This is a genomic window from Rossellomorea vietnamensis (assembly GCF_008180615.1).
In the GTDB taxonomy this organism is placed as follows: domain Bacteria; phylum Bacillota; class Bacilli; order Bacillales; family Bacillaceae_B; genus Rossellomorea; species Rossellomorea vietnamensis_D.
The window spans coordinates 80029-101777 of the sequence record NZ_VTEH01000018.1; the positions used below are offsets into that span (position 1 = coordinate 80029).

22 protein-coding genes and 1 riboswitch are annotated in these 21749 nt (G+C 40.6%); of the genes, 5 read left to right on the forward strand and 17 right to left on the reverse strand.

Annotated features, from left to right (window positions below):
- Positions 1-108: 108 nt before the first annotated feature.
- The 5 genes from FZC79_RS18800 to FZC79_RS18820 all read right to left on the reverse strand — a co-directional run bounded on the left by FZC79_RS18800 (position 109) and on the right by FZC79_RS18820 (position 6221).
- A complete protein-coding gene (locus tag FZC79_RS18800) occupies positions 109-798 on the reverse strand; it encodes an ECF transporter S component (protein ID WP_148948290.1) in 690 nt (229 codons plus the stop codon).
- On the reverse strand, positions 774-2423 hold the full coding sequence (locus FZC79_RS18805) for an ABC transporter ATP-binding protein (RefSeq protein WP_148948291.1): 1650 nt from the start codon (positions 2421-2423) through the stop codon (positions 774-776). Before FZC79_RS18805 ends, FZC79_RS18800 begins: the two co-directional genes overlap by 25 nt.
- Positions 2396-3283 carry an energy-coupling factor transporter transmembrane component T gene (locus tag FZC79_RS18810; RefSeq protein ID WP_148948292.1) on the reverse strand — a complete coding sequence of 296 codons (888 nt, stop codon included), beginning with the start codon at positions 3281-3283 and terminating at the stop codon, positions 2396-2398. The genes FZC79_RS18805 and FZC79_RS18810 overlap by 28 nt, the downstream gene beginning before the upstream one ends.
- A 28-nt stretch (positions 3284-3311) precedes the next feature.
- Positions 3312-4151, reverse strand: coding sequence for a DUF4430 domain-containing protein (locus FZC79_RS18815; protein WP_148948293.1), 840 nt, complete (start codon positions 4149-4151; stop codon positions 3312-3314).
- A gap of 69 nt (positions 4152-4220) precedes the next feature.
- Positions 4221-6221 carry a DUF4430 domain-containing protein gene (locus FZC79_RS18820; protein ID WP_187442881.1) on the reverse strand — a complete coding sequence of 667 codons (2001 nt, stop codon included), beginning with the start codon at positions 6219-6221 and terminating at the stop codon, positions 4221-4223.
- Between the two features lie 144 nt (positions 6222-6365).
- A riboswitch (cobalamin riboswitch) is annotated at positions 6366-6567 on the reverse strand.
- 249 nt (positions 6568-6816) lie between these two features.
- Between FZC79_RS18820 and FZC79_RS18825 the strand changes: the two genes are divergently transcribed.
- The gene (locus FZC79_RS18825; protein ID WP_148948295.1) at positions 6817-7557 is read left to right on the forward strand and encodes a hypothetical protein; all 741 of its coding nucleotides are present in this window, start codon (positions 6817-6819) and stop codon (positions 7555-7557) included.
- 904 nt (positions 7558-8461) lie between these two features.
- On the opposite strand, the gene FZC79_RS18830 is transcribed toward FZC79_RS18825, so the two are convergent.
- The 9 genes from FZC79_RS18830 to FZC79_RS23670 all read right to left on the reverse strand — a co-directional run bounded on the left by FZC79_RS18830 (position 8462) and on the right by FZC79_RS23670 (position 14699).
- Positions 8462-8890, reverse strand: coding sequence for a vitamin K epoxide reductase family protein (locus FZC79_RS18830; RefSeq protein ID WP_148948296.1), 429 nt, complete (start codon positions 8888-8890; stop codon positions 8462-8464).
- Entirely contained in the window at positions 8862-9470 is a 609-nt protein-coding gene (locus tag FZC79_RS18835) for a thioredoxin domain-containing protein (protein ID WP_148948297.1), read from the reverse strand. The genes FZC79_RS18830 and FZC79_RS18835 overlap by 29 nt, the downstream gene beginning before the upstream one ends.
- Positions 9451-9735 (reverse strand): hypothetical protein, encoded by a 285-nt coding sequence (locus FZC79_RS18840; RefSeq protein ID WP_148948298.1) that lies wholly within the window; start codon positions 9733-9735, stop codon positions 9451-9453. Before FZC79_RS18840 ends, FZC79_RS18835 begins: the two co-directional genes overlap by 20 nt.
- Before the next feature lie 153 nt (positions 9736-9888).
- Positions 9889-10743 (reverse strand): PqqD family protein, encoded by an 855-nt coding sequence (locus FZC79_RS18845; protein ID WP_148948299.1) that lies wholly within the window; start codon positions 10741-10743, stop codon positions 9889-9891.
- Positions 10727-12235, reverse strand: coding sequence for a hypothetical protein (locus tag FZC79_RS18850; protein WP_148948300.1), 1509 nt, complete (start codon positions 12233-12235; stop codon positions 10727-10729). The genes FZC79_RS18845 and FZC79_RS18850 overlap by 17 nt, the downstream gene beginning before the upstream one ends.
- On the reverse strand, positions 12210-12959 hold the full coding sequence (locus tag FZC79_RS18855; RefSeq protein ID WP_148948301.1) for an ABC transporter ATP-binding protein: 750 nt from the start codon (positions 12957-12959) through the stop codon (positions 12210-12212). The genes FZC79_RS18850 and FZC79_RS18855 overlap by 26 nt, the downstream gene beginning before the upstream one ends.
- 85 nt (positions 12960-13044) lie before the next feature.
- Positions 13045-13257, reverse strand: a complete 213-nt coding sequence (locus FZC79_RS18860) for a hypothetical protein (RefSeq protein ID WP_148948302.1) — start codon at positions 13255-13257, stop codon at positions 13045-13047.
- 197 nt (positions 13258-13454) lie between these two features.
- Complete coding sequence (locus FZC79_RS18865) at positions 13455-14168, reverse strand: LytR/AlgR family response regulator transcription factor (protein ID WP_148948303.1); 714 nt, start codon at positions 14166-14168, stop codon at positions 13455-13457.
- Between the two features lie 237 nt (positions 14169-14405).
- Positions 14406-14699 carry an ATP-binding protein gene (locus tag FZC79_RS23670; RefSeq protein ID WP_353733620.1) on the reverse strand — a complete coding sequence of 98 codons (294 nt, stop codon included), beginning with the start codon at positions 14697-14699 and terminating at the stop codon, positions 14406-14408.
- Between FZC79_RS23670 and FZC79_RS23675 the strand changes: the two genes are divergently transcribed.
- The 3 genes from FZC79_RS23675 (at position 14661) to FZC79_RS18880 (ending at position 16776) form a co-directional block, all read left to right on the forward strand.
- Complete coding sequence (locus tag FZC79_RS23675) at positions 14661-14825, forward strand: hypothetical protein (protein ID WP_252183391.1); 165 nt, start codon at positions 14661-14663, stop codon at positions 14823-14825. The two genes, FZC79_RS23670 and FZC79_RS23675, sit on opposite strands and share 39 nt — an antisense overlap.
- Positions 14826-14989: 164 nt before the next feature.
- Entirely contained in the window at positions 14990-16519 is a 1530-nt protein-coding gene (locus tag FZC79_RS18875) for an S-layer homology domain-containing protein (protein ID WP_187442882.1), read from the forward strand.
- On the forward strand, positions 16519-16776 hold the full coding sequence (locus FZC79_RS18880) for a DUF3006 family protein (protein WP_148948305.1): 258 nt from the start codon (positions 16519-16521) through the stop codon (positions 16774-16776). The genes FZC79_RS18875 and FZC79_RS18880 overlap by 1 nt, the downstream gene beginning before the upstream one ends.
- A 256-nt stretch (positions 16777-17032) precedes the next feature.
- Here the strand turns inward: FZC79_RS18880 and FZC79_RS18885 are convergent, their stop codons facing one another.
- From FZC79_RS18885 to FZC79_RS18895, 3 genes are all read right to left on the reverse strand, one after another.
- Positions 17033-17590 carry a hypothetical protein gene (locus tag FZC79_RS18885; protein ID WP_148948306.1) on the reverse strand — a complete coding sequence of 186 codons (558 nt, stop codon included), beginning with the start codon at positions 17588-17590 and terminating at the stop codon, positions 17033-17035.
- A 772-nt stretch (positions 17591-18362) separates the two neighbouring features.
- Positions 18363-19046 (reverse strand): hypothetical protein, encoded by a 684-nt coding sequence (locus FZC79_RS18890; protein ID WP_148948307.1) that lies wholly within the window; start codon positions 19044-19046, stop codon positions 18363-18365.
- Positions 19047-19202: 156 nt separating this feature from the next.
- Entirely contained in the window at positions 19203-20651 is a 1449-nt protein-coding gene (locus tag FZC79_RS18895; RefSeq protein ID WP_148948308.1) for a hypothetical protein, read from the reverse strand.
- A gap of 776 nt (positions 20652-21427) precedes the next feature.
- Between FZC79_RS18895 and FZC79_RS18900 the strand changes: the two genes are divergently transcribed.
- A complete protein-coding gene (locus FZC79_RS18900; protein ID WP_187442883.1) occupies positions 21428-21685 on the forward strand; it encodes a hypothetical protein in 258 nt (85 codons plus the stop codon).
- The last annotated feature ends 64 nt before the right edge of the window (positions 21686-21749 follow it).

A 21749-nucleotide genomic window follows, 5' to 3' on the forward strand; every position in this document is an offset into this window, starting at 1 on the left:
CACCCTCTGATAAACTGTAAAAAACTGGTGGGACAAGGAACCTGTCCCTGTGTCCCTGTCTGAGCTTGTAGAGGGTACTGAAATCTGCGCGGGGTGAGAAACCTGTCCCTACGCCCCCTGAAACAACCCATACTTCACTTTAAACCGGCCGATGATCTTCATCCAGCTGGCACTGAACACCCATATGAAGAAGACATTGCAGACAGCATGGGCAAGGTCAAAATAAAAGCTGGTGCTGTAGTATAAGAGTATGGCCGGCCAGTTGAATTCCTGGAGGACACCGACAACGAACCACAGATTCATGATCCACCCGAATCCAATTCCGGCAATGAACCCAAAGATACAGCGCCCTATTTTATTCTGCATGAATCTGGTGTTTCCGAGAAGTCCTGCAGTGAGGCCAATCATACCCCAAGCATACATCTGCCAAGGCGTCCACGGGCCATGTCCAAGAAACAGATTGGAAACGATGGCAGCCAGCGTGCCGACGACAAATCCGCTTTGCGGCCCCAACACCATGGCTGCCATGATGATGACAAAGGTTGTAGGTTGCACACTAGGAATGGATGCAAAAGGGACGCGGCTGACAGCGGCGATTGCGGCGAGTATGGCGATTACGACCAGCTCTCTGCTCATCACCTGCCTCGCAGAAAAACGAATCATAAGCGGGAAAAAGGAAGCTGCCATGATCAACAGACTCAATGCCAGGTAATGCTGCTGGTTAACCAATGGAAAACCAGCGAGAAGGACGAAAATCAGAATACTAATAGCAATCAAGATCGGCTTTGAACGTGCCATAGGCTCTTCGCCTCCTCTAATGTCACGACTGGGCTCACATGGCTGTTTCGTGTCACCCTATTCACGACGGTCGTATAATAGGTATTTTCGTGAAAAAAATCTCTCGTTCTCTCCGTTACGGTAATCTCTCCTTGGAACAGCATGCTGCATCTGGTTGCATGGTTTGCGGCAAATTCGATGTCATGAGTGACCATGACGACAGTAAGGCCTTCTTTTACCAGAACAGAGATAATTTCTCCGAATGCTTTTTTTGATTGAGGATCAAGTCCTTTGGTCGGCTCATCAATCAGCAAAATTTTTGGCTCCGCCAGCAGGCTGCCAATCAGAGCTGCCTTCTGTAATTCCCCTCCGCTCAGATCATACGGATGGCGGTCCTGCAGATGCCGGATATTTAACTTTTCCAGGAGTTCCCGGATCCGCTCTTCAGCATGGGCCAGGCCATGCTCCTCCGCTATGTGGTCAAATTCCTTTTTAATTGTATCCTGAATGAAAAACACCTTTGGATTTTGAGGAAGATAGCTCACTCTTTCCGGGAAGCGTTTTTTCACCTTTTTTCCATTGAACTTTATCCAGCCGTGCTGTGCTTTCAAAATGCCGCCGATCACCTTCAGCAGGGTGGATTTGCCGGTGCCGTTCGCTCCGACAATGGCGAGCCATTCTCCTTCATAAATAGTAAGATTCAAGTTATGAAGCACGGGCGCAGTATGTTTATCATACTGGAAATCAATTTCGTTCAGTTCAAGGATGGGAGAGTGGAACACAGACGTTTCCCCAGCGGGTTCGCGGCACTGAATAGTCTGGCCTTGCAGCCACTGTCTCGTTTCTTTTACATTAAGAGGAACATTTTCTGTAAGTCCGCCCGTATGAAAATCAAGATATAATAGTGCGGTGCTTGGCAAGAAACTCTTCATAATTTCATGGTTTCGAAGAGCCTGCACCATTCCTGCGGGTGCCATGTCATGCAGCAATTCTCCATTTTCAAGCATGATGACTCTGTTTGCGACGGTAAACAGCTCATCCAGACGATGCTCCACGATGACAATCGTAATGCCGAACTCTTCATTCAGGCGCTGCAGCATATGAATGAACTCTTTTGCGGCAATCGGATCAAGCTGGGCAGTCGGCTCATCCAAGAGCAAAACCTTGGGCTCGAGCAGCAAAACCGCAGCTAAGTTGACCAACTGCTTTTGTCCGCCCGACAGCTCATCTGTCCGTTTGTGCAAAAGATGATTCAACCCGAAGAAATTCACCATTTCAGCAACTTTTTTCCGCATTTGCTCTGTTGTGAATCCCAAATTCTCCATACCAAAAATAAGTTCTTCCATCACATTGTCCATGGCGATTTGGTTCTCCGGATCCTGAAAAACCATCCCCAGGTCCTTGGCTTTCATCCGCAAATCGAGATCCTCCATCGGTCTTTTTTGAAAGGAGAGGGAGCCCTCTAATTTACCATGCGGGGCAATTTCCGGTTTAAACAGGCGAAGGAGGGTGGATTTACCGCTTCCGGAAGGACCGCAAAGGACGACAAATTCCCCTTGCTGCACACTTATGCTGATGTTGTTTAAAGCTTTTTCCTCAGCTTCGGGATACGTGAAACTTACACTACGTGCCGAAAGTATTTCCATTTGACCATCTCCTTTCCTTCCGTCCAGACTGGAAACCCAATAAACAGCGACCAAATACCTAAGTAAAACCATTCTCTGCCGTATAACCACACTGGTTCAAGGACCGGCAGCAATGTCATTACCCCGTCACCCAGCCACCAGCCAAACAGGACGAGTGAACCGCTTACCAGAAGAAAGGCAAGGGCCATCCAGTCCCTTTTTTTCATATAAAATGGCTGATATTTACTGCGTTTGCCAATGCCATAGCCCCTGGCTGTCATGGAGTCCGCCGTTTGAACCGACTCTTCCAGCGACCATGTCAAAAGAATTTGCAGAAGCAGCATTCCTGTCCGGGCCCTGCTTTTCCAGGATCCGATCTTGATAGACATCCCCTTCACAGCTTGAACATCACTGATTTCATTAAGTCTTTTCCTCAGCAGCGGAACAAACCGCATGGACAACATGATCAGCAGCGCCCACTGCGGCAGGATTCTTGAAAATAGAAACACGAATTTATCGGGCGTGATAACTAGATTAAAGGTAATGAACAGTGTGAGGATTCCGACAAGGGTCAAGGAAATGATTACTCCCTGCCATACCGCCTCCAGAAACACTTGATTTTCAAAAAAATAAAATAAAATATGATTGCCGCGCCGATTAAAAAAGGGTGTCAGAAGCAAAGTAAGGACACCCATAAAAAAAATCGGAATCACCCATTTTTTCAATTCCCTGCCCCCGTCAAGCATCCAATTGATGAGGATAAACATCAAGGCGGATGCTGCCAGGAACACGGGATGCTGATACAGCATGATTCCCGCTATTGCCAGGATATAATATAGAAGCAGGATAACAGGATGAAACGATCGAAATCCCCGTATCATTTTGACTCAACTCAATCCTCTGAATTAGCTATTCTGTATAGTTCTTCGTGTAATGCCACTTGATAGCCTGTCCCGGCTTAACTCCGTATATGCCAGTACTTTTATCTAATGTTTTCCCATCAACGGACACTTCCCATCCGCTCAGCGGCCCCTGGTCCATTTCAAATAAGTTATCAATACCTTCAACATAGGCCATTGAATTTGACCCCCGGACACTCAGTTGAATGCCTTTGGCTTTGGTGACCTTCTGTGTGACAGACAGAACCGTATCACCTTCAGATATCTCTACTGCTGTCACAGGAAGGATAGTCCCCTTCACATCCGGAGCAGCGATGGTGATCGTAACGGTTTGTTTTGGCTTCTCAGGCTCTTTTGGAGGATCCTGTTTTGGCGGGGGGGTTGTTTCTTCCTGCTTTGGCGGAGAAGTTTTCTCTTCCTGCTTAACAGGCTTTTCCTCTTCTTTCTTTTGAGAGCTGGAAGAGGACGTTTCTTCCTTAGGTTTCTTTGCCTCGCTGCTTTCTGTTTTAGACGGTTCAGCCCGCTCCTTTTCAGCGGTTTTTTCGGAAGGTTCCGGCTTAGCAGGAGTATTGGTGGTGGTTGAATCCTCTTGAACAGACTGGCTGCCACTTTCCTTCTCGGAAGCTTCCTCTGTTTCCTTACTGTCATTCTTTCCATCGTCCATTGAGGCTTCTTTCTCTATTTCGGTCTTTTCCTTATCATCTATTGGATCCTCGGAAGCATCTTTTTCTGCTGTTTCTTCAGACTGTTGTCCGCTGGCATTTTCACCCGGTGCCCCGACCTCGTCTTTCGCACATCCGGTCAGTACCAACAGGAGCAGCATCAGCGCCGCAATAATCAATCGTTTCACCCTTCATCCTCCTCTCCTTACAATGAATGAGGGTAATTCATCCATAAGGATAAATTACCCAATTATCAATTATGCAGTTTTTCTTTTACGGTTAAGGTAGAAAAGAATGAAGCCGATCAACAGCAACCCAAGACCAGCGATCATAATCGCCATCGTGTTTGTTCCTGTTTCAGGCAGTTTCTCTCCTGCTTTTTTCTTAACTGGCGTTGTTTTTGCAGCAGATTCATCATTTTTGGACTGTTCTGGTTGAACTTCCTCGTTATCATCCTGATCACTTGGTTGTTCAGTCTGCTCTGGATCAGATTCATTTGGCTGTTCCGTTTCAGCAGGCTGTTCTGGATCAGCTTCACCTGGCTGCTCCGTTTCAGGCTGCTCTGGATCTTCAGGAGTTTCGCCGCTTTCCAGATCAAACTGGTAAACCAGTCCGCTTCCGTTCACGAAGTTTTGGTAGGCTGCCAAAGCCAATAACGCTTGCTGAGTCGACATGGAACTGGAAGCTTCATCATCTTGCAAATGACTGAAGCCGCCGTCAGCCTGTTTGAACTTCAATAAGTGCTGAAGAAGATTTCCACCCTCTTTAGTGAAGGCTTCCCCGCTAGGATCCACTCCTGCAGAAGCAAGACCTATTATCACCTGTGAGATGGATTCGCTGGCATCTCCTCCATTTGAATCGATGTTATATCCGCCAGTCTCTCCCTGAGCTTCAGAAAGATACGTAACTGCACGATCCATTGCTGCTTTTACTTCAGCCTGTTCCTCGTAAGGAGCTAATGCAGCCAATGCCATTCCGGTAATATCCGGGCTTGGAGCCGAACCAACGAAGCTCCAGCCGCCGCCATCCAGTTCAAGTTCCAGGATAGCTTCCACATGTTCCTCCCTGAAGCCTTCAGGTGTTTCATATTGCCCGCTGTCAACTGCCAGCAGTGCATAGATATTCATATTGATCACTGGATTTTCCAAGCTGGCATGGCTGACTAATGCGTCTACCAGGTCATATCCTTCTATAGAAGATGCACCCTTGCCTGCTGCCGATAGTCCCATGATTACTTTTTCCAAATCATAAATATTACGGAAGTTTCCTTCTACCGATTTCACTCTGTCTTTCACACTTGTTACATAAGAAGCTGGGATTTCTTCATTGGCATTCGCCAGTCCCCACACCCACCACTCGTTTCCGTAAGTGACAGATACATCAGTAGTTTTAATATAAGATAAAATATTTGCGATATTTTCATTAATGACTTGATCTGTTATCGGATCCGCTTCTTCCGCTGGTTCAGTCGGCTCCGGATCTGCAGGTTCTTCCGGTTCACCCGGCTCCTCAGGATCTGGATCAGACGGCGGTTCATAGGTGTGCAGTGTCAATTGCACGTGATCATCCGGCTGGATCGTATAATCGACGATACTGCTGTTTAAATCACTGCCATTTACACCTGCACTCCAATAATCATTGGCGCCCAACTCTGTATTTCCGAGATTATTGATATACGTAAAAAATGTGTTATCAATTGTAGCTTCCACTGATAAATCATGTTTAGCAGCTGCCTGAATTAAAGCGCCGTACGCACTGGCTCCTTGCATCAGCTCCACTGATTCTTCAGAAATCATTTCCGCTCCATCTTTCCCGATGACTGAAACTTTGGCGGTTACAGAAGGACTTGGCCATTCTGTAATAGCAAACAGGTAATGGTCCCCGTTGGCAGCCTTATGGGAGGAAGCGCCGACCTCTGCACCTATTCCGTTAATATTGAAAGACCAGTAAGCATCTCCTGTTGGAGAAGCCCCTCCAATGCTCGTAATAAAAGCCCCATACTCACCCATGGCTGCTTCAATTTCTGCATCGTTCTTTTCACCGGCTTCCTGCAATACATCATAAGCCGTTTCCCCTTCTTCTATCTCTACGGCCATCAATGGCAGAACAACCTCACCATTTTCATCAATTGCTTTGATCGTCACGGCGTTATCAAGTGCAGCCGCATTTCCAGCAGGCAGAACAAACGCCAAATTGCCAACGATCAGCATGAGTACAGCAAACAGAACCGTCAAACGCTGCATAATCCCCTTGTTCATTGAAAACTCTCCCCTTATATGGTATTTACGCAAAAAAAATACACCCCTTCTCCAAGAGATGTGTGTACACAGCAGGTTCCCATTCATTATGCACAAGACAGCATAATGCCAGAAACGTTGTACACCTCCCTATCCGCGTAGGTCGAATGGCGTCAAAAATAGGCAGGTCTCCTGGCTCATGATCATCGCTTTCTATCACCTTCCCATCATTAGACAGTGGTATTTTAATAGAAAACTCCCATATACAGTGGCGGGACCGCGCCGGAATTTCACCGGTCTTCCCTTTTAATGATTTACTTCCATAGATTCATAATCTAAACAGTAAATCAAACCTATTCTTTCCGTATTCAGTTATACCTAGCATAGTGAAAGTTGCAGAAATTGTCAATAGAGGGACGGAGGAGGACTTTCCCTTTGTCCCTCTATAATTGCAAATAGCGTCGAACTACGCCCGGGGGTCAGACCCCGATATCCAAATAATAGGTACCTATGTTAGTATGTTGTATAAGAGGGAGCTGCTGAAGCAGCAGGTAACCTGATTTTGTTCTACGTTTCTTTATTAAAATTTAATTCCGTGATAAAGGATGTTTTTAAAATGAAAAACAACCACAAGAACATAGTCTTATCTGTAGTGATACCTTTGGTCATAATAGGTGGGCTTGTAATTGCATTCGTGATGGCTTTACCTTTCATCGGAGTGCTGGGTTTCACTTTGTTTACAGATTTTGAAAATAAGAGCCAAGAAGAGAAAACTACTGGAGAAGTTCAGGAGTACCTAACTGAAAAGTATGATGGTGAATTTGTGATTAGCGTGGAGTCAAGTTTTGAATTAGGGACAGAAATTGAGGTGTATCCTAAAAATCACCAAGATTATAGTTTCTATGTCGAGAGAAATTATAATTCTACCGATCCTCTGTTTCATGATGAGTTAATTTATACAATTGCTAAAAAAAAGCTTATGGAGAGAGTAGCAGCAGATTTTCCGGAATCCTATGAGGATTTCTATATAAAGAACATAGTTGTGACAAATAAAGATTGGACTGTCAATGTAGATAAAGAACTTCCCAAGCTAGAGGAATTACCAGTCAAAATGGATGTCTTATTAAAAGGAGAATCCATAAGCAAAGAACTAGACCTTGAGCATGCATGGTTGCTTTTTAATAAGATGAAGGAGATCGTTCAATCACATGAGGGTTCCATCAATCAAGTCGCTATCAAATCGGTTTACCCAGGTGAAAACGGGTACAAAGGATTCAAGGAACACCACTTTATCATTCCTATAGAAAAGCTTGATGCTGTAAAAACATCTGAAGATCTACTGTTATTTAAGCAATAATTACTCATAGTATCCTATTCACTCAGGAAATCCCCCCATATTGACGGTGGACTGGTCTAAATAACTGAAGTCGAAGGATATTATTCCAATTAATCAGGCAGATGAAATGGTGTCCAAGATTAAGTAAATGTTGAAGGCCTTAAGGGGATAAGCACTATTCACAAATATCGGATAAACGAATAGCAGCCCCTGGTGTGTAAATCGCCTTTATCCTTTAGTATCAAAGGGATAGGGTGATTTTTGTTTTGCTGACTTTTAGTGGCGAAAGTTGGATAACGGTAAACTCAACTTAATGTTAAGCCAAAAGAACAGTTCACGAAGTAGAATTAGCTTTTGAATACAATACAAATATTAATAAGTGTGATTGGGGCTATTATTCTTTTAGTCTCCAGCCAATGTGGAAACCATTGAAGTAACTCTGGAAAATCTAGGATTGGCTGAACTAACGAAAATTCTCTGGATCTCTCAATACGGTGAACTGTCACATGAACTCTCCCCATACTTTCCGGAGTGAATATCAAAGGTTACTTAACATGGTCTCTTTGATAAAAAAACCGCTTTCCTTCTGCGTTTAGAACCATTTTTTAAATTTATATTAGTATTATAAAGGGGACGAAGGGGCAGGTCCCTCGCTCCGTCCTTGCTAAGACAATACATTGAAAAGGAAAGAATCACACCATTCCCAGCTAGCCAATGGCACAGAAAAGAGACATGCCGCAACAACGACGTGTCTCTTTTTAAAGTTGAAGCTGATGATCCTATGCCAAGAACAGAGCATCCCTCTAAATCTTGATCATTGAATTTTAAAAAAGTAGTAAGGTAATTGGGGAATTGGGTGGGACAAGGAACCTGTGTCCCTAGAATAGAAAGACTTTCGACAAATCTCGGGGCGTCCCTGTCACCCCTAATGCACCTGCACCCTTTTCATCATCGCTACTTGCAGAAGGGCCATTGCAAATATGTTGACGGCCGATATCACGCACCAAAAACACAATTCCTGAATAATGAACATGCTGATGGTAAGAAGATACACCGTGAACAAGCAGGCGGTGAGTACACTGATGAGTATCAACTTTTCGAGCCATGCTTTTATATGGATAATGGTAACTAGGCAAAGGACAACGAGATAACTATAGCCCAATAATCCTATCTGAGATACATGAATACCTGCTATTTTAGAAAATGGGCTTTTGTTAACCGCATCACATCCAGAGCCGCCTAGAGGACATGCCAGCGAATCACTGACTTTCATAGAAAGCACTAGATAGATACACAATCCCATCCCGATAAGTGATAGAAGAATTCTATTCGTTCTTAATAGTGTTAATAACATCGCTTAGCTTTTCCTTAGTGAGGATCCCCGTAAATGCCTGGTCATTAATGATGATAGTGGGTGTCGATTGGATTCCAGCCGCCTCAGCCTCATCGTCTAACAACCGTTGTAATCCTGAATGGTCATGCCGCTTTAGTTTTAGGGTTTCATTCATCTCCTCTTGCAATGCTTCACTGTCATTTTCGTCCCAGTCACTTGTATTCTCAAAGATCACTCTAATATTCTCCAGTAGATCTGTATCTCCTATATTTGGATCAATAAAATGGACTGCCTCGTTACCAAGCGGAAACTTTTCCAGCGTAATCGGCTTCCATATATATAGAATTTCGTTTTTCTCCACGAGCTCTTTTAAGGTTTCATGGAGGTTCTGGTTGTTTTCCTGACAAAAAGGGCACTCGAAGTTGGAATATTCCACAATTTGAACGTCTGAATCCGGATTACCCATTACAAACCCCTTGTCAGAAATCTCTGCAGTATCAATATGGGCGGCAACCTGAGATTTCACGAGGACCATCCCCGTTATGAAAAGAACAGCCATTACACTTAAACCAATCAAGGATTTAATGTATTTTTTGTTCATTCAACTTACCTCCTTTCCGTATAAGAAGTATTACACTAATTAGAAGGGTCAGGAATGTTACAGTAATGCCAATGACATACCATATTCCAGTTGAAATACGGATGAACATGCCATCCTCGCTGACATCAACGATAAATAAGTCAAACACACTCATTGTCTGGATCGTCATAAGTGCGTAGCCCGTAATGCCGCCAAAAATCATCATCATCAAAACTAAGCTAATGAAAATAGATGCAATACACGATTTAATAATGGTCCCTGTCACTACAATCACCTCCCCGTGCTATTATTTCATCAATTTTTATTGAAACCTTGTTAAATAGCTTTGTTAAAACAGATAGATATCCTCGATGCTGCACATACGAACAAACAGGTATGGTTGCCAACCAACCGTTTACTTTAGCGAACATAAGTCATTTTAAATCTTTACTTTGAAAAATGGAGAGAAAAGCTTTTTTCCATCGCTGCAAAAAGGAAATAGATTGATCAGATGAATGAAAAAGATGCTCGAAAGAAACAACCAAAACAGATAGAAGAAAGGGTCGCTAATAAACATCCCCGCCCATGCCATGATGACCCCGACACCGGCAGTTGCAAGAGGGCCGCTTACCCCTATTGATGCTTCATGTTCCGTTACCGGCCTGACCAGGCGAAAAAGCAAGGGTCTGAATTCAAAGTGTCCCAGTTGATCATTACTTGTCAGTTTTCTTAGTGTAAATAGATGTGTTGCTTCATGAAGAGCAAGACTCAAGGAGAATAAAAAGACAGCTATAAAGGAGAAAGCTCCGGCAATCATTGTTGTTCCCGGCAACAGGAGCATCAAGCAAATGGTATTGATCAGCGCTAAAAGATACATCCAAATTAACTTATATTGAAGAAGAAGCAGGGTTTTGACGGTTAAAGAAAGGAGTGATGTGCCATGGATCTCCACTCTTGAGTTGGACGGTTCCACTCTTCTGAACTGAAGTAACTGAACTAGAGTCCCCAACAGCTTCTGAGAAAGTGAGTTGTCTATATTTATACAATGCTGACGATTTAATATCCTCAGAAATTGCATGTAATCTCCTTCGATCTTTTCGTAATCGACATTCACGAAATCCTTTTCAAGTTCCTCTGAAATCATATGAATGGATTTCTTCCCGTCAATTTTTGATAGAAATAAATTCCCCACTTTATCTATCTTATGCTCACGGCTAAGGGAGGCATCTTTTATACAACGATTTTCGACTTTCACACCCGGCGGAATCGAAGGGATGCTAGACGGTAAGATCATGGGTATCCCTCCACTTTTCAAGAATATACGAGACAATAAACAAAGTAAGGATCGTTATGCTTATGATGACGATGAGGTGTTCCTGAATAAAGCCGATGTAGTTCAATACTGCATAGATTGCAGGTAAACCTATAAAGATGGAGAAGGCCGCGGAAAACGCCATGGCAAATGGATGATCCTTCGTGTAGGGGAAAATGATTCCCATACAGTAACTAAAGCTCATTGCTAATATACCTGCAGGTGCATAACGGATAAAATCCTTAAACTGTATATCGAGAGTGCTGGAAAAAATAAGACACAACAAGCTGCTAAAAAACAGGATAAAAATAAAATTAGCAAGCCACTTTGCAAAAATCCACCCATAGGCAGGATAGGAGAGAATCCTCTTCATCCATGTCATTTGCAGCCCTCTTCCATAAGAACTGTTTGCAAAAGCACCGCTTGACATCCAAGCGAAAATGATAAATACAGTCGTATAGGGCTCCAAATCAAGGGAAGAAAAGTGGTCAATTGTCACTATAAATACGCTTAAAGCAATCATAAAAACAAACATTATTAAGTGTTCGTCATGTCTGAAGATTTCTTTTAGTTCTTTTACAAATATCGTAAGAAATCTATTCTTAGGAAAAGGGATTCGTCTGAGAAACATTATATTACGGCTCTCAGAAATACGGGACGGCAAATTGGCAAAAAGCATTAAGGCAGCCAGGCTGATGACAGGCAGTCCGTTTGCAAGCAGGACTTGTAGGAAGGACACCTCTTCAGGATTGATGATGGCAGCTACATTGAGTAGGGAAAAGTTTAAAGCATTGATTGCTGCAGTATCCACCGATAACCATTGATAAATTGTTACAACTAAAGTGATAAATAGAGCCAGAACAGGTGCCAGACTAAGAACACAACTCATGGATTTATTAGCAAGACCCGAAATGTTCAAAAGCCTTCTTAAGGAAAAGGAAAAAATTTCATAAAAGACCAGTGTCGCAAAAGAAAAAAAGATGATATGTATTAGAGCCGAATAAATCAACAGAACTACCCCGCCTGCAGTAAATCCCATTCCGATTCCACTGGCTATGATCAGGGGCAAGGTAAACACGCTTATAAAAATCGTGATACTTCCGATGAAAGGAAGATAATAACCTAATTTTATCTGCCATAGCTTGACAGGCATCCAATGCAGGTTCTGCTCAATGACAGAACGTTCAGGTGACATCATGTGAAAAAAAATTAAGATGAAGGACGTATATAAAGCGATGGACATAAAAATGGGGGATAGCAGCCCATTAATAATCCTGTTTGTTTCTCCCTCGGCCATCAATCCATTTACAAGAGGATATACTTGGCTGTATGCAAAGATGCAAAGTAATCCAAAGATCATCAATCCGATTAGAGGAATCAAGTATTTTAGGAATGTTATTTGTTGAAATTTATAAAAAGCTTGATTCTTCCAACTGAGCAGCAAAATCCTAGAGATCATTAATGATTTTTTCATGCTCGAAGCTCCTTTGCAATAGTTGAGAAGCTTGAAGAAATACATCTTCCAAATTATCGGTATTATAGCTTTTAAGAAGTTTTTCTGTACAACCCATTTCGACCATTTCACCTTTAGATATAATCCCAACCCTGTCACATAGTTCCTTTGCCAAGTGAAGGTCATGGGTGGATAGCAAAACAGAAACACCCTGCAATTTAATATGTTTTATGATTTTTTTTACAATTAGTAATGCTTCCGGGTCAAGTCCCCTGAAAGGTTCATCTAATATCAATAATTCTGGATGATGCATTAGTGACGCAATGATTTGGAGCTTTTTTTTCATTCCGTGAGAGTATCCTTTGATCATTCTGTTAGAGGCATCATTGAGATCGAATAGGGACAGCAGCTCATCACGCCTCTTTATGGAATCCACTTCATACATTTTCATAACAAACTCGAGATATTCAACTCCACTAAGAGTTTCTGGAAGCAAGAGTTCATCCGGAACATATCCGAATGCCTTCTTTGCCGAATCAGAAGCTTTGGTTTGACCTTTTATTTTCACGGTGCCCTCAGTAGGGGTTATCAGATTGGTAATGATTCCGATGGTGGTTGTTTTCCCCGACCCGTTCGGACCGATCAACCCAAAGATTTCATTCGGCTTAATGTTCATTGTAATTCCCTTCAATGCATGAACATGTTTTCCGTAAACTTTAACCAAATCCTTCACTTCCAGCATCATGTAACGTACAGCTCCTTTTGCTTAAAGATAAAAGAGAGGGGAGATTGGATTCCCACATTCAACCCTCTCCTTTTTATTACTCAAGCTAATTCCAACAACCAACTTGGTAATAGCCGCCACCTTTATTGTAAACGGCTCCAAGACCACCGCGAGCATACATGAAACACCATGCAAGTGCCCCAAGCATAAGAGTTGCTCCCAAAGCTAAAAGGATGAATGCAGCAACAACATACCAGACCAGGTTGTCATACTCGATTGCTTCTGTACTCATTTCTAATTTTGGAGAAGTATAGTTCATTCTTTTCACCCCCTAATCCTGCTAAGCTCAATCGGGATAAGTAAAATGACTTCAGAAGAATGTTCTGGAGCTTGCATGTATAAAGTAACACTTTTATTCCGAATTTTGTTAATAGTTTGTCTATTTGGTTCTTTTGGAGGTTTATTTGATACTTTTAAGGTGTATATTCTGCTTGAACAAAGAAGAAAGAACTAAGGTCATATGAGGGTTTCTTTTAAAGTGTAATATTTTCTTTTGCTAAGAATAATTTCCTTTTTGCAGTTCGTTACGGAGATATTATAGTTGTTTGTAAATGAGTCGGGATATATCTTTATTATCTTATTTACTGATACTAAGTAAGATTGATGTGATCGGAAGAAGTTAAAATTATTCAGCTTCTCTTCAAAGTACTTAATTCCTTCATACGATTCTATTATTTCTCCACTTACCAAATGAATGAGTGTTTTCCGGCTTACCCGTTCAAAAAACAGGATTTCATCAATATCCACTAGCATATAAGATGAATTAATCTTCACCCCTATCTTTTTAGGTGTTAAGAAACCGTTTTGCATTTTGGTAATCCGGAACAATGTGCGCTGAAGTCTGAGAGGATCGATAGGAGTAATCATGAAGTCAGCAGGATAGTATTGAATGCAATCATAGGCCAGATCAATGGTATTGGAGCAGAATATTAAAGAGATATCCTGATTAATATCTTGAATATTTTTAGCCAGCTCCATTCTGCTCTCTGAAGAATTAGTAATTTCAATAAGAGCAGCATCGACTTTCCGTTTCTTTATATAGGTTATGGCTTTCACTTCATCAGAAAACCACTCTACCTCCAAATTCTCTTCAAATTTAAGCACAAGGGTTTCCAGGTGGCTTAGGGTTTGGGGATTTTCATAGATAATAATAACATTCAAGTTATCCATCTTTCATCTCCTTTACTGCACCTAACCGTATTTCCCACTGTTTTTCCATTTTCCAGGGGATTAGTGAGTTCATAATACCATTGATTTTCCAAAAAAACTTAGAATATTCCTATAAGAATATATCGGGGGCTAATAATAATGCCCCTTGGTTGGCCACTTAGAATGGTAAGGTGGGACGGAGGGACAGGCCCCTCATCCCACTCCCATTTAACACATAAAAAAAAGAGAGGCATGTCGCTATATAAACATGTCTCTCTTTTTTCTATGTGACTCGCAGCTCTGTATATTGTATAAAAATGGTGGAACACGGAACCTGTCCCTATGTCCCCCCATACCGTTCAAACTGTTTGGAACGAGCTTCCTAATACCTGCCGAAGATTCCTTAACATGCGTTGGCTTATAACGTTCACCGATTGATTGCAAAGATAAGAGAATATCCATACGATCATAAATAGGACCTGACAACCGATTTCTGCAGGATTGCATTTGCTTTTGGGAACAGATGCAGTAGTAATGACGAGACGATCCCAGGTATCCACAAGGACAAGGATTCGTGTCCCCAGTAGGATTAATCCAGAAATAGAAAATAAAAAAAGAGAAGTAACAAAAAAGGAGAGAAAACAGAAGAAGAAAAGAAGAAGAAAACCAATAACCTAAACTTCAACAAAAAAACCAAAAATTCTCCAGCCAAAACAATAAAACACCCCAAAACTTCCGACAGATTTCGGGGCGTCACTGTGACCACAGAAACAATTACCAATGAAATACCAGCCAGACTATACTAGACTTAAATGATACAAACATATATTAGGAGGTATAATGTGAGAAATATTATTTCACTATTGGCGGTTTTGGCTCTTATTTTTACTAGTGGCATAAGTACCTCAGCAGCCGACATGAACTGCAGTGACTTTTCAACTTGGAAAGAAGCCCAGGACTTTTTTGAGTCTGAAGGTGGTCCGGAGTCTGATTCGCATGGATTAGACAGGGATGGCAATGGATTGGCTTGTGAAAGCTTGCCTGGTTTTGATTCGACTTACGACCCACATGAAGGCAGCAACGGGATTTTTACGGATACTGGCGGATATTGGGCAGAAGAGGATATTAATTTACTGTACAATATGGGAATAGTTTCAGGATTGCCTGATGGCTCTTTCGGTATTAAAAAGAGCATCAACCGTGCAGAGGCTGCTGCCATCATTACAAGACACTTGGATCTGTCTCTAACTAAATCACCTTTTAACGATGTGCCTAGTAACCATTGGGCGAACACATCTATTGGGGCTGTTGCAGCTGAGGGAATGATGAGTGGTTACAAGGACGGAAGTTTCCAGCCAAATGAACCAATTACAAGAGCAGAAGTTGCCTCTATGCTTGAGAGAGCATACGAGTTGACTGGGAAATCAGCCATCTCATTTACTGATATTTCTTCTAAACATTGGGCTTATGGCTCCGTTCAGGTACTCGTTAATAACGGTATAACCAGTGGATATCCTGATAACACTTTCAAACCTAAGAGGAATGTAAGCAGATCAGAATTTGCTTCTTTTGCAGCAAGAATTATTCGAAATGAGAATACAACTATTGCAGGCGGCGAAATTGCCGTCTCTTCTATTGATGTGGGGCAAGGAGACAGTATTTTACTTGAAACATCAAACGGAAATACCATGCTGATAGATGGAGGTCATCGCTATGCTTCGGATGAGGTAATCTCCCACCTGCATAGAAGAGGTGTCTCAAAGATTGATCTCATGATTAATACACACCCGGATGCCGATCATCTTGGCGGGTTAATTGGGGTGCTTGAAACCTTTCCGGTTGGCAAAGTAATAGACAGTGGTAAAGTTCACACTACTCAAACCTATAATGACTATTTAACTATAATTGATGAAAAGAATATTCCTTTTGAAGTTGCACAAGAAGGTCAATATCTGGACTTTGATGAGAATGTAATCATTCAGGTGCTTAACTCCGGAAATGATAGCAGCGATTTAAATGAATCATCTATCGTGCTAAAAGTCATACATGAAGATGTCAGCATACTGCTTACGGGTGATGCAACAATAGAAAATGAAATGGAAATGATGCAAAATTATAATGTGGATGTCGACGTCCTAAAAGTAGGGCACCACGGATCAGATACTTCTTCATCCAAAGAGTTCATTAGAGCTGTATCTCCTGACGACTCAATAATATCCTATGGTGATAACTCTTATGGTCACCCTGATTCTGCTGTTGTCCAAAGACTTAACAGTGTTTATTCAGAAATCTGGTCAACCTATCATGAAGGCAGCATCCTGTTAGAAACAGGCGATAATGGCTATAGTATGATGAGTGGTGATATGTATTAATGAAAAAATATACAGTAGATTCCATTGAAAACAACTTGGTTACACTTCTTCCTCAACAAGATGAATCACAAGGAATTATTGTATCTTTGAGTGATTTTACTGAAAAACTAAAAGAGGGAGATAAACTACTGGCAGATATTAATACAAGCGGATTACTATTGAAGTATCAATTGTTAAAACGCGAAACCCAGGAAGAAAAAGAGAAGAATGAAAAGTTACTTTCAAAAATTTTGAAGAAAAACAATACTTCTGATTAGCAACAGAGATATTAGATGAACCCTTTACAGTAGTAAAACTCAACGTAAAGTACTTCTCAATTAAAGTGATTTTCAGTAAAAAAGCTCAGCCTAAAATCATGCTCCTTACTGGAAATCACTTAATGGGAATGTCACTCCTCATCTTTAACAAGGAACCAGCAACCTAAACTTCAAAAAAAATCCAAAACCCTCCAACCAAAACAAAAAAACACCCCAAAACCTTCGACAAATCTCGAGGCGTCACTGTGACAATACTCTAGCTAACTTTAAATTTATCCATCGAGGATCCCAGCAAATTAGAAAGGCTCTTCTCGAAGGCGAATGTCGGGAAGAAGTTACTAGCGGTCATCCTCCACTTTAAAATTGTCCCATCCGTCAACTGAATTTCGACCACCCTCTTACCACCTTGTATAATTGCATTATCAGTGATTAAAAAGTTGTTTGTCGATTTATGCCCTATTATATATTGCTCAATATCGTTCAAGTTGAAAGAATAAACATCATCGTTGCTCATGTTTAAAAATACTAGTTTGTTCGAAGTAACAGCTAAATATCCTTTACCACTATATTGATTTTCACTTTTCACAAAGCTGCCTGAAAACTTAACTTCCTCTCCAACTTTGTTATTAATATTATCATTCAGTTTGTTCTTAAGGAGCGATTCTAGAATAAATGGCACACCGAATAATAGAAATAAACCTAGCAGGATAATGCCGCCGCCTTGCCCGAATAAAAGCATTATCAAACCATACACAATCACAAACACCCCGGTAAAACCACTAGCAATTTGCCCCAAAAGCAGTAGATATAGCATATTATTTTTCCTCCTGATATCATTTTGTGAATTCTTCAAATTAGTAAAACATAATTAAATAAAAACGAAGAAGATTTTCGAATAAAAATGCCGAACAACAACCCCTTTCATTCAATCTTGAACTGATAGTAGTCATTCTAGTTCTATCTGCCCAATAGACTCAATTTTGGAGAACTTTTAAAACGTGCCATAACCCACTAATGTGATCCAACAGTTGTGATGATTTTTTCTTTTCACAATAAGCACATAGTCCTCCCCACACAAAGAAAATAGTAAAAAAAGACTATTTAATTATATAATATTTTCCATCGTTTTTGTAATAAAATTTTCATTTATTACTGATTGAGCTGGAGCGACCCGTTTTCCTTTTGGTACTCCTTACCCCATAATTTTTGCATGATATAAAATTTAACGTTTAGTGATGGTAAATGAGCTTTCAAAAGACAAACTATCACGAGCCTAGCGTCCTTGAATACGAAAGAGATACAAAGCTCGTTTATCTTCTAATCTCAAGTGTTGATTGAAAAGAGAAATGGCCTCTAAAGGATAGGTCCCATGATCCCTTAAGCTCAAAATGGTTACAAAAAGGATATTACGCGATGGCATGCTCCTTCTAAAAACAGGTTGAATTAACAATTCTCTGCAGATCACCAATCGTCTGAATGGCGCAGCCTAATAAGACCGCCTCTACTAATTGTGAAAAAATGGTGTGATAATGAACTGTCCCTGTTGTCCATGAACGATGACCTGTCCCTGTGTCTTTATTCCCCATCTAGTTAATTTTCACAAAGGTCCTTGCCCAACGTGTATTGACTTCCATGAGATCGAGAACACCACTCATCCTGCTGTAATAGAAATTGAGCACTAAATCGGTCTCATCAGGGTTAATTGTTACATATTCATCGCCGACCTCATAAAAACCGGAATGTAAATCCGGGATTCCTGATACTTCTACATAGCCATTATCAAGAAACTCTAAAGTCTCTCCATCTTCCGTTTCCCATTTTCCAAGGATACTCCAGTCTTCAAGGTAAAGATTATAGGGATCTTCCTCTACTTCGGAAGTTTCTTCTTCTACCACAATTTCAGAAGGTTCATCTGCATCTCCCTGTACTTCTTCCATTTCTTTTGCTGGTTCCTGTAAGTCTTCCACAGGCTTCACTTCCACAGTGGATGGAGATGGTTTACTCTCTGTTTTTTCTATATCATTTTCTTGTTCATTAGAACCCTTACTGGAAGAATTGCTGTCAGCATAGGATACTGCAACTTCATCACTCTCGGAAATATCACTCGAGCTTGAGGTGCTTTCTTCGCTACTAATTGACGATTTGGTATTTGTTTCGTCACCATTACTATTGGAGGTAGCAGTAACTGCCTCATCAACGTTTGATTCGCTGCATCCAACTATAATCAGTCCACAAAAAATTACATGCAATATAAACTTTGCTTTATTCATAATCAATTCCTTTCATCTGCCATTCTTTTCTTGTCGGGAGTACTCGAATATCACCCTCTAAATAACTTAAAGAAATCTTTTGTTCACAATATCAATCTGAAAAATATAAACACCTTAGCTTTCGATTAGTAAATCCAAAAGTAAAACAATAAGTTATCATTCTTTGTTATTAAAATACTCTTCTTCCATAGCATACAATTCAGCCATAAAGCCTACGAATCTATACCCGCGCTGCAACTCTACACTATACTTCATTACCTTTCCTTCATCTGATATTTCAATGATTAAAAGACTTTCTTGTTGATTAACAGCATTTATAAAGGTTTCATAATGTTCTTCTCGAGTTGTAAAAACAAATTTATCAGTACCATGATAAAATGAAGAATCTTTTTCTCCAAACTGATTCAGTTCAGGTCTTGAGTGATAATCAGGTTTTGGCAAAGCCAGCCTTTTATCATCATGAATAATAGCTTTCACTTCATAATTAATACTTAAATCATATGCATCATCATTTACTACTTCATAATACAATGAGTTCGAATCTTCTACTTTAACCCTAAAGCGAAAACGCCCATAAGGTGATTCGGCATGCGAGCCGTTGTACTCATATGCGAAGTGTACCTTATCTGAACTCTCTTTAAAATCAAGATCATTTTCAGCAAAATTTCGTACAATGCTGATAAATTCCTGGATGAAATTTATATCATCCTTTATACTTTGCTGTTCTTCTGATGAGAGAACGTCCAAAGCTCGAGAAAGATATTGATCTGCCTCCATTACCTCACTGGCACTTTTATCATCAAACCCCTTAATCTTATCCAATGCAGCTTTAATATTAGCTTCTGCCCATGCCTGCCTTGCTTTTCCTGCTTCCTCCTTTTGCATACCTTCGTGAGATAGCAGACTAAAAACTGCACTTAAATCAGTGTTCTCTGGAGAGAATTTGCTTTCTCCGCTATAGATAATGTAGTAAGAAAGAAAATCTAGTATGATTTCTTCTTTTAATACCCTTGATTGTGAATATTGTTCCTCAATTACCTTACTTATCTTATTTAAGATATGTATACCTTCTTCTATCTTTTGCAGGGAAACCCAGGCTTGATCTTCAGTCATATCTTGAACCAAGTCCAGATAGTATTGGTTTTCCAACTTTTGAGCTTCAACATAATTTTCTGTGTCTTGTTCTATTACATATTCCCAGTTTGAAAAAGCCTGTTCATATTGTCCCTCATTGTAAAAACTCAATCCATTATTATAATGTTCATATGATTCTTTAAAGCGGTGAACCTTATTACGAAATTCAGTTATGTAGTCTTCCAGATGTTTAAAGTCTTCAAACAATTTAAGTTGGGCGATTGCTGATTCGAATTGTTTATTAGCTATCTTGTTTTCTACACCTTTTTCAACAATTTCTTTTATTTTATTAAAGAACACGTTCTCGTCTTCAACCTTACCTTTTACCAACAATTCATCCATCTGCGTTATTGCTTCCTCATATTCTTCATCTTCCAATAGTTTAAAAACTGCTTGTTCGTTACTACAAGCTGATAGCACTACTGCCATAAATAAAAATAAAATCAATAAAAAACTATTCTCTTTTTTCATAAAACCTTCCTTTTGAAATTACTTTAATAAGAAAGCCCAGCTGGGCTAGTGTCGCTAATAATTTTGATGGTCTATTATGTAATCGTTATCAATTAATAGGTATTTGTAATACTCTTTGAAGTTGGATTCTTCTTAACTTAATAAGTACTTATGCTTTCTCCTTTCTTTAGAGCTTCATGACAGCTGCGATAGTTTACTAAATAACGATACTTCCTACCTATATCTGCTTTTGGAGCCTAGTACCAGCATTAAAAGCAATCCTTTCTTATCCCCCCTAGCAAATTAACTATTTTGATAAGTAACAATTGTAACATATTAGGTTATTTAATAGGTCGTTTTTCCTAAATTGAGGGGTTCTTTAGTGAACACTTTGTACAAACCTTAATGGATTTGCTTTTTAGATTGTGCTGTTGTTTTCAATACCTTTTGACATGTTGTTACTGATTTCCACTTCAGTTGCCCGACTCCTCGGGACGGCACATAAGCCTTCTCAGCTCCGCCTGCGGGATCTCACCTGTCCCTTAAATCCCACAGGAGGTCGCACACCTTCCGCTCCAACCAAACGTAAACATGTTTGCTTCTAAAACAAGATCCCCGAAGTAACACCAGTAAGATTGTGAATGGATAAATTAGTTGCATTTAACCTGAATAACAACGTCACCAGCTAACAAAGCCTTTGGATTAAGGTGGTGCCAACCATCATGGCGGTTTACCTTAACTCAAATTCCAATCGAAAACGGGCGTTCTATCTTATGCAAAAAGTAGCAGGGTATAATTTGTGGTTGGGACAAAGGAACATTTTGTCCCCCCTGTTTCGATTGTTAATGCTGTCTAAAAACGTCCATATGTTGACGGTATTGTTTGTCCGGGGATTGACGGATATAATGTCCTTAATCACCCTGAAGAAAGGAAAAGACGCCTTCCATTATGCCGGCCATTACCAGTGGCGCGACGGAAGACGTCCCTCAAACAATATGATTGTTGTAAATGATTATATCATAGTGGAATCCGCCGATAAAAGCGTTTTTTATTAAATGTGCAGAAAAGGTTCCTTGTCCCTGTTGTAATCATCAGGACTTCAAGGTCATTGGTTCAAGG

Bases quoted from the DNA above. Each gene is read 5' to 3' on its own strand.
- FZC79_RS18845 (WP_148948299.1), bottom strand. From the start codon at position 10,743: ATGATCTTACCGTCTAGCATCCCTTCGATTCCGCCGGGTGTGAAAGTC.
- FZC79_RS18830 (WP_148948296.1), bottom strand. From the start codon at position 8,890: ATGTTATTAACACTATTAAGAACGAATAGAATTCTTCTATCACTTATC.
- FZC79_RS18865 (WP_148948303.1), bottom strand. From the start codon at position 14,168: ATGGATAACTTGAATGTTATTATTATCTATGAAAATCCCCAAACCCTA.
- FZC79_RS18895 (WP_148948308.1), bottom strand. From the start codon at position 20,651: ATGAAAAAAGAGAATAGTTTTTTATTGATTTTATTTTTATTTATGGCA.
- FZC79_RS18820 (WP_187442881.1), bottom strand. From the start codon at position 6,221: ATGAACAAGGGGATTATGCAGCGTTTGACGGTTCTGTTTGCTGTACTC.
- FZC79_RS18880 (WP_148948305.1), top strand. From the start codon at position 16,519: ATGAAAAAATATACAGTAGATTCCATTGAAAACAACTTGGTTACACTT.
- FZC79_RS18825 (WP_148948295.1), top strand. From the start codon at position 6,817: ATGAAAAACAACCACAAGAACATAGTCTTATCTGTAGTGATACCTTTG.
- FZC79_RS18890 (WP_148948307.1), bottom strand. From the start codon at position 19,046: ATGAATAAAGCAAAGTTTATATTGCATGTAATTTTTTGTGGACTGATT.
- FZC79_RS18885 (WP_148948306.1), bottom strand. From the start codon at position 17,590: ATGCTATATCTACTGCTTTTGGGGCAAATTGCTAGTGGTTTTACCGGG.
- FZC79_RS18810 (WP_148948292.1), bottom strand. From the start codon at position 3,283: ATGATACGGGGATTTCGATCGTTTCATCCTGTTATCCTGCTTCTATAT.
- FZC79_RS18850 (WP_148948300.1), bottom strand. From the start codon at position 12,235: ATGAAAAAATCATTAATGATCTCTAGGATTTTGCTGCTCAGTTGGAAG.
- FZC79_RS18805 (WP_148948291.1), bottom strand. From the start codon at position 2,423: ATGGAAATACTTTCGGCACGTAGTGTAAGTTTCACGTATCCCGAAGCT.
- FZC79_RS18860 (WP_148948302.1), bottom strand. From the start codon at position 13,257: ATGAACTATACTTCTCCAAAATTAGAAATGAGTACAGAAGCAATCGAG.
- FZC79_RS18855 (WP_148948301.1), bottom strand. From the start codon at position 12,959: ATGATGCTGGAAGTGAAGGATTTGGTTAAAGTTTACGGAAAACATGTT.
- FZC79_RS18835 (WP_148948297.1), bottom strand. From the start codon at position 9,470: ATGAACAAAAAATACATTAAATCCTTGATTGGTTTAAGTGTAATGGCT.
- FZC79_RS18800 (WP_148948290.1), bottom strand. From the start codon at position 798: ATGGCACGTTCAAAGCCGATCTTGATTGCTATTAGTATTCTGATTTTC.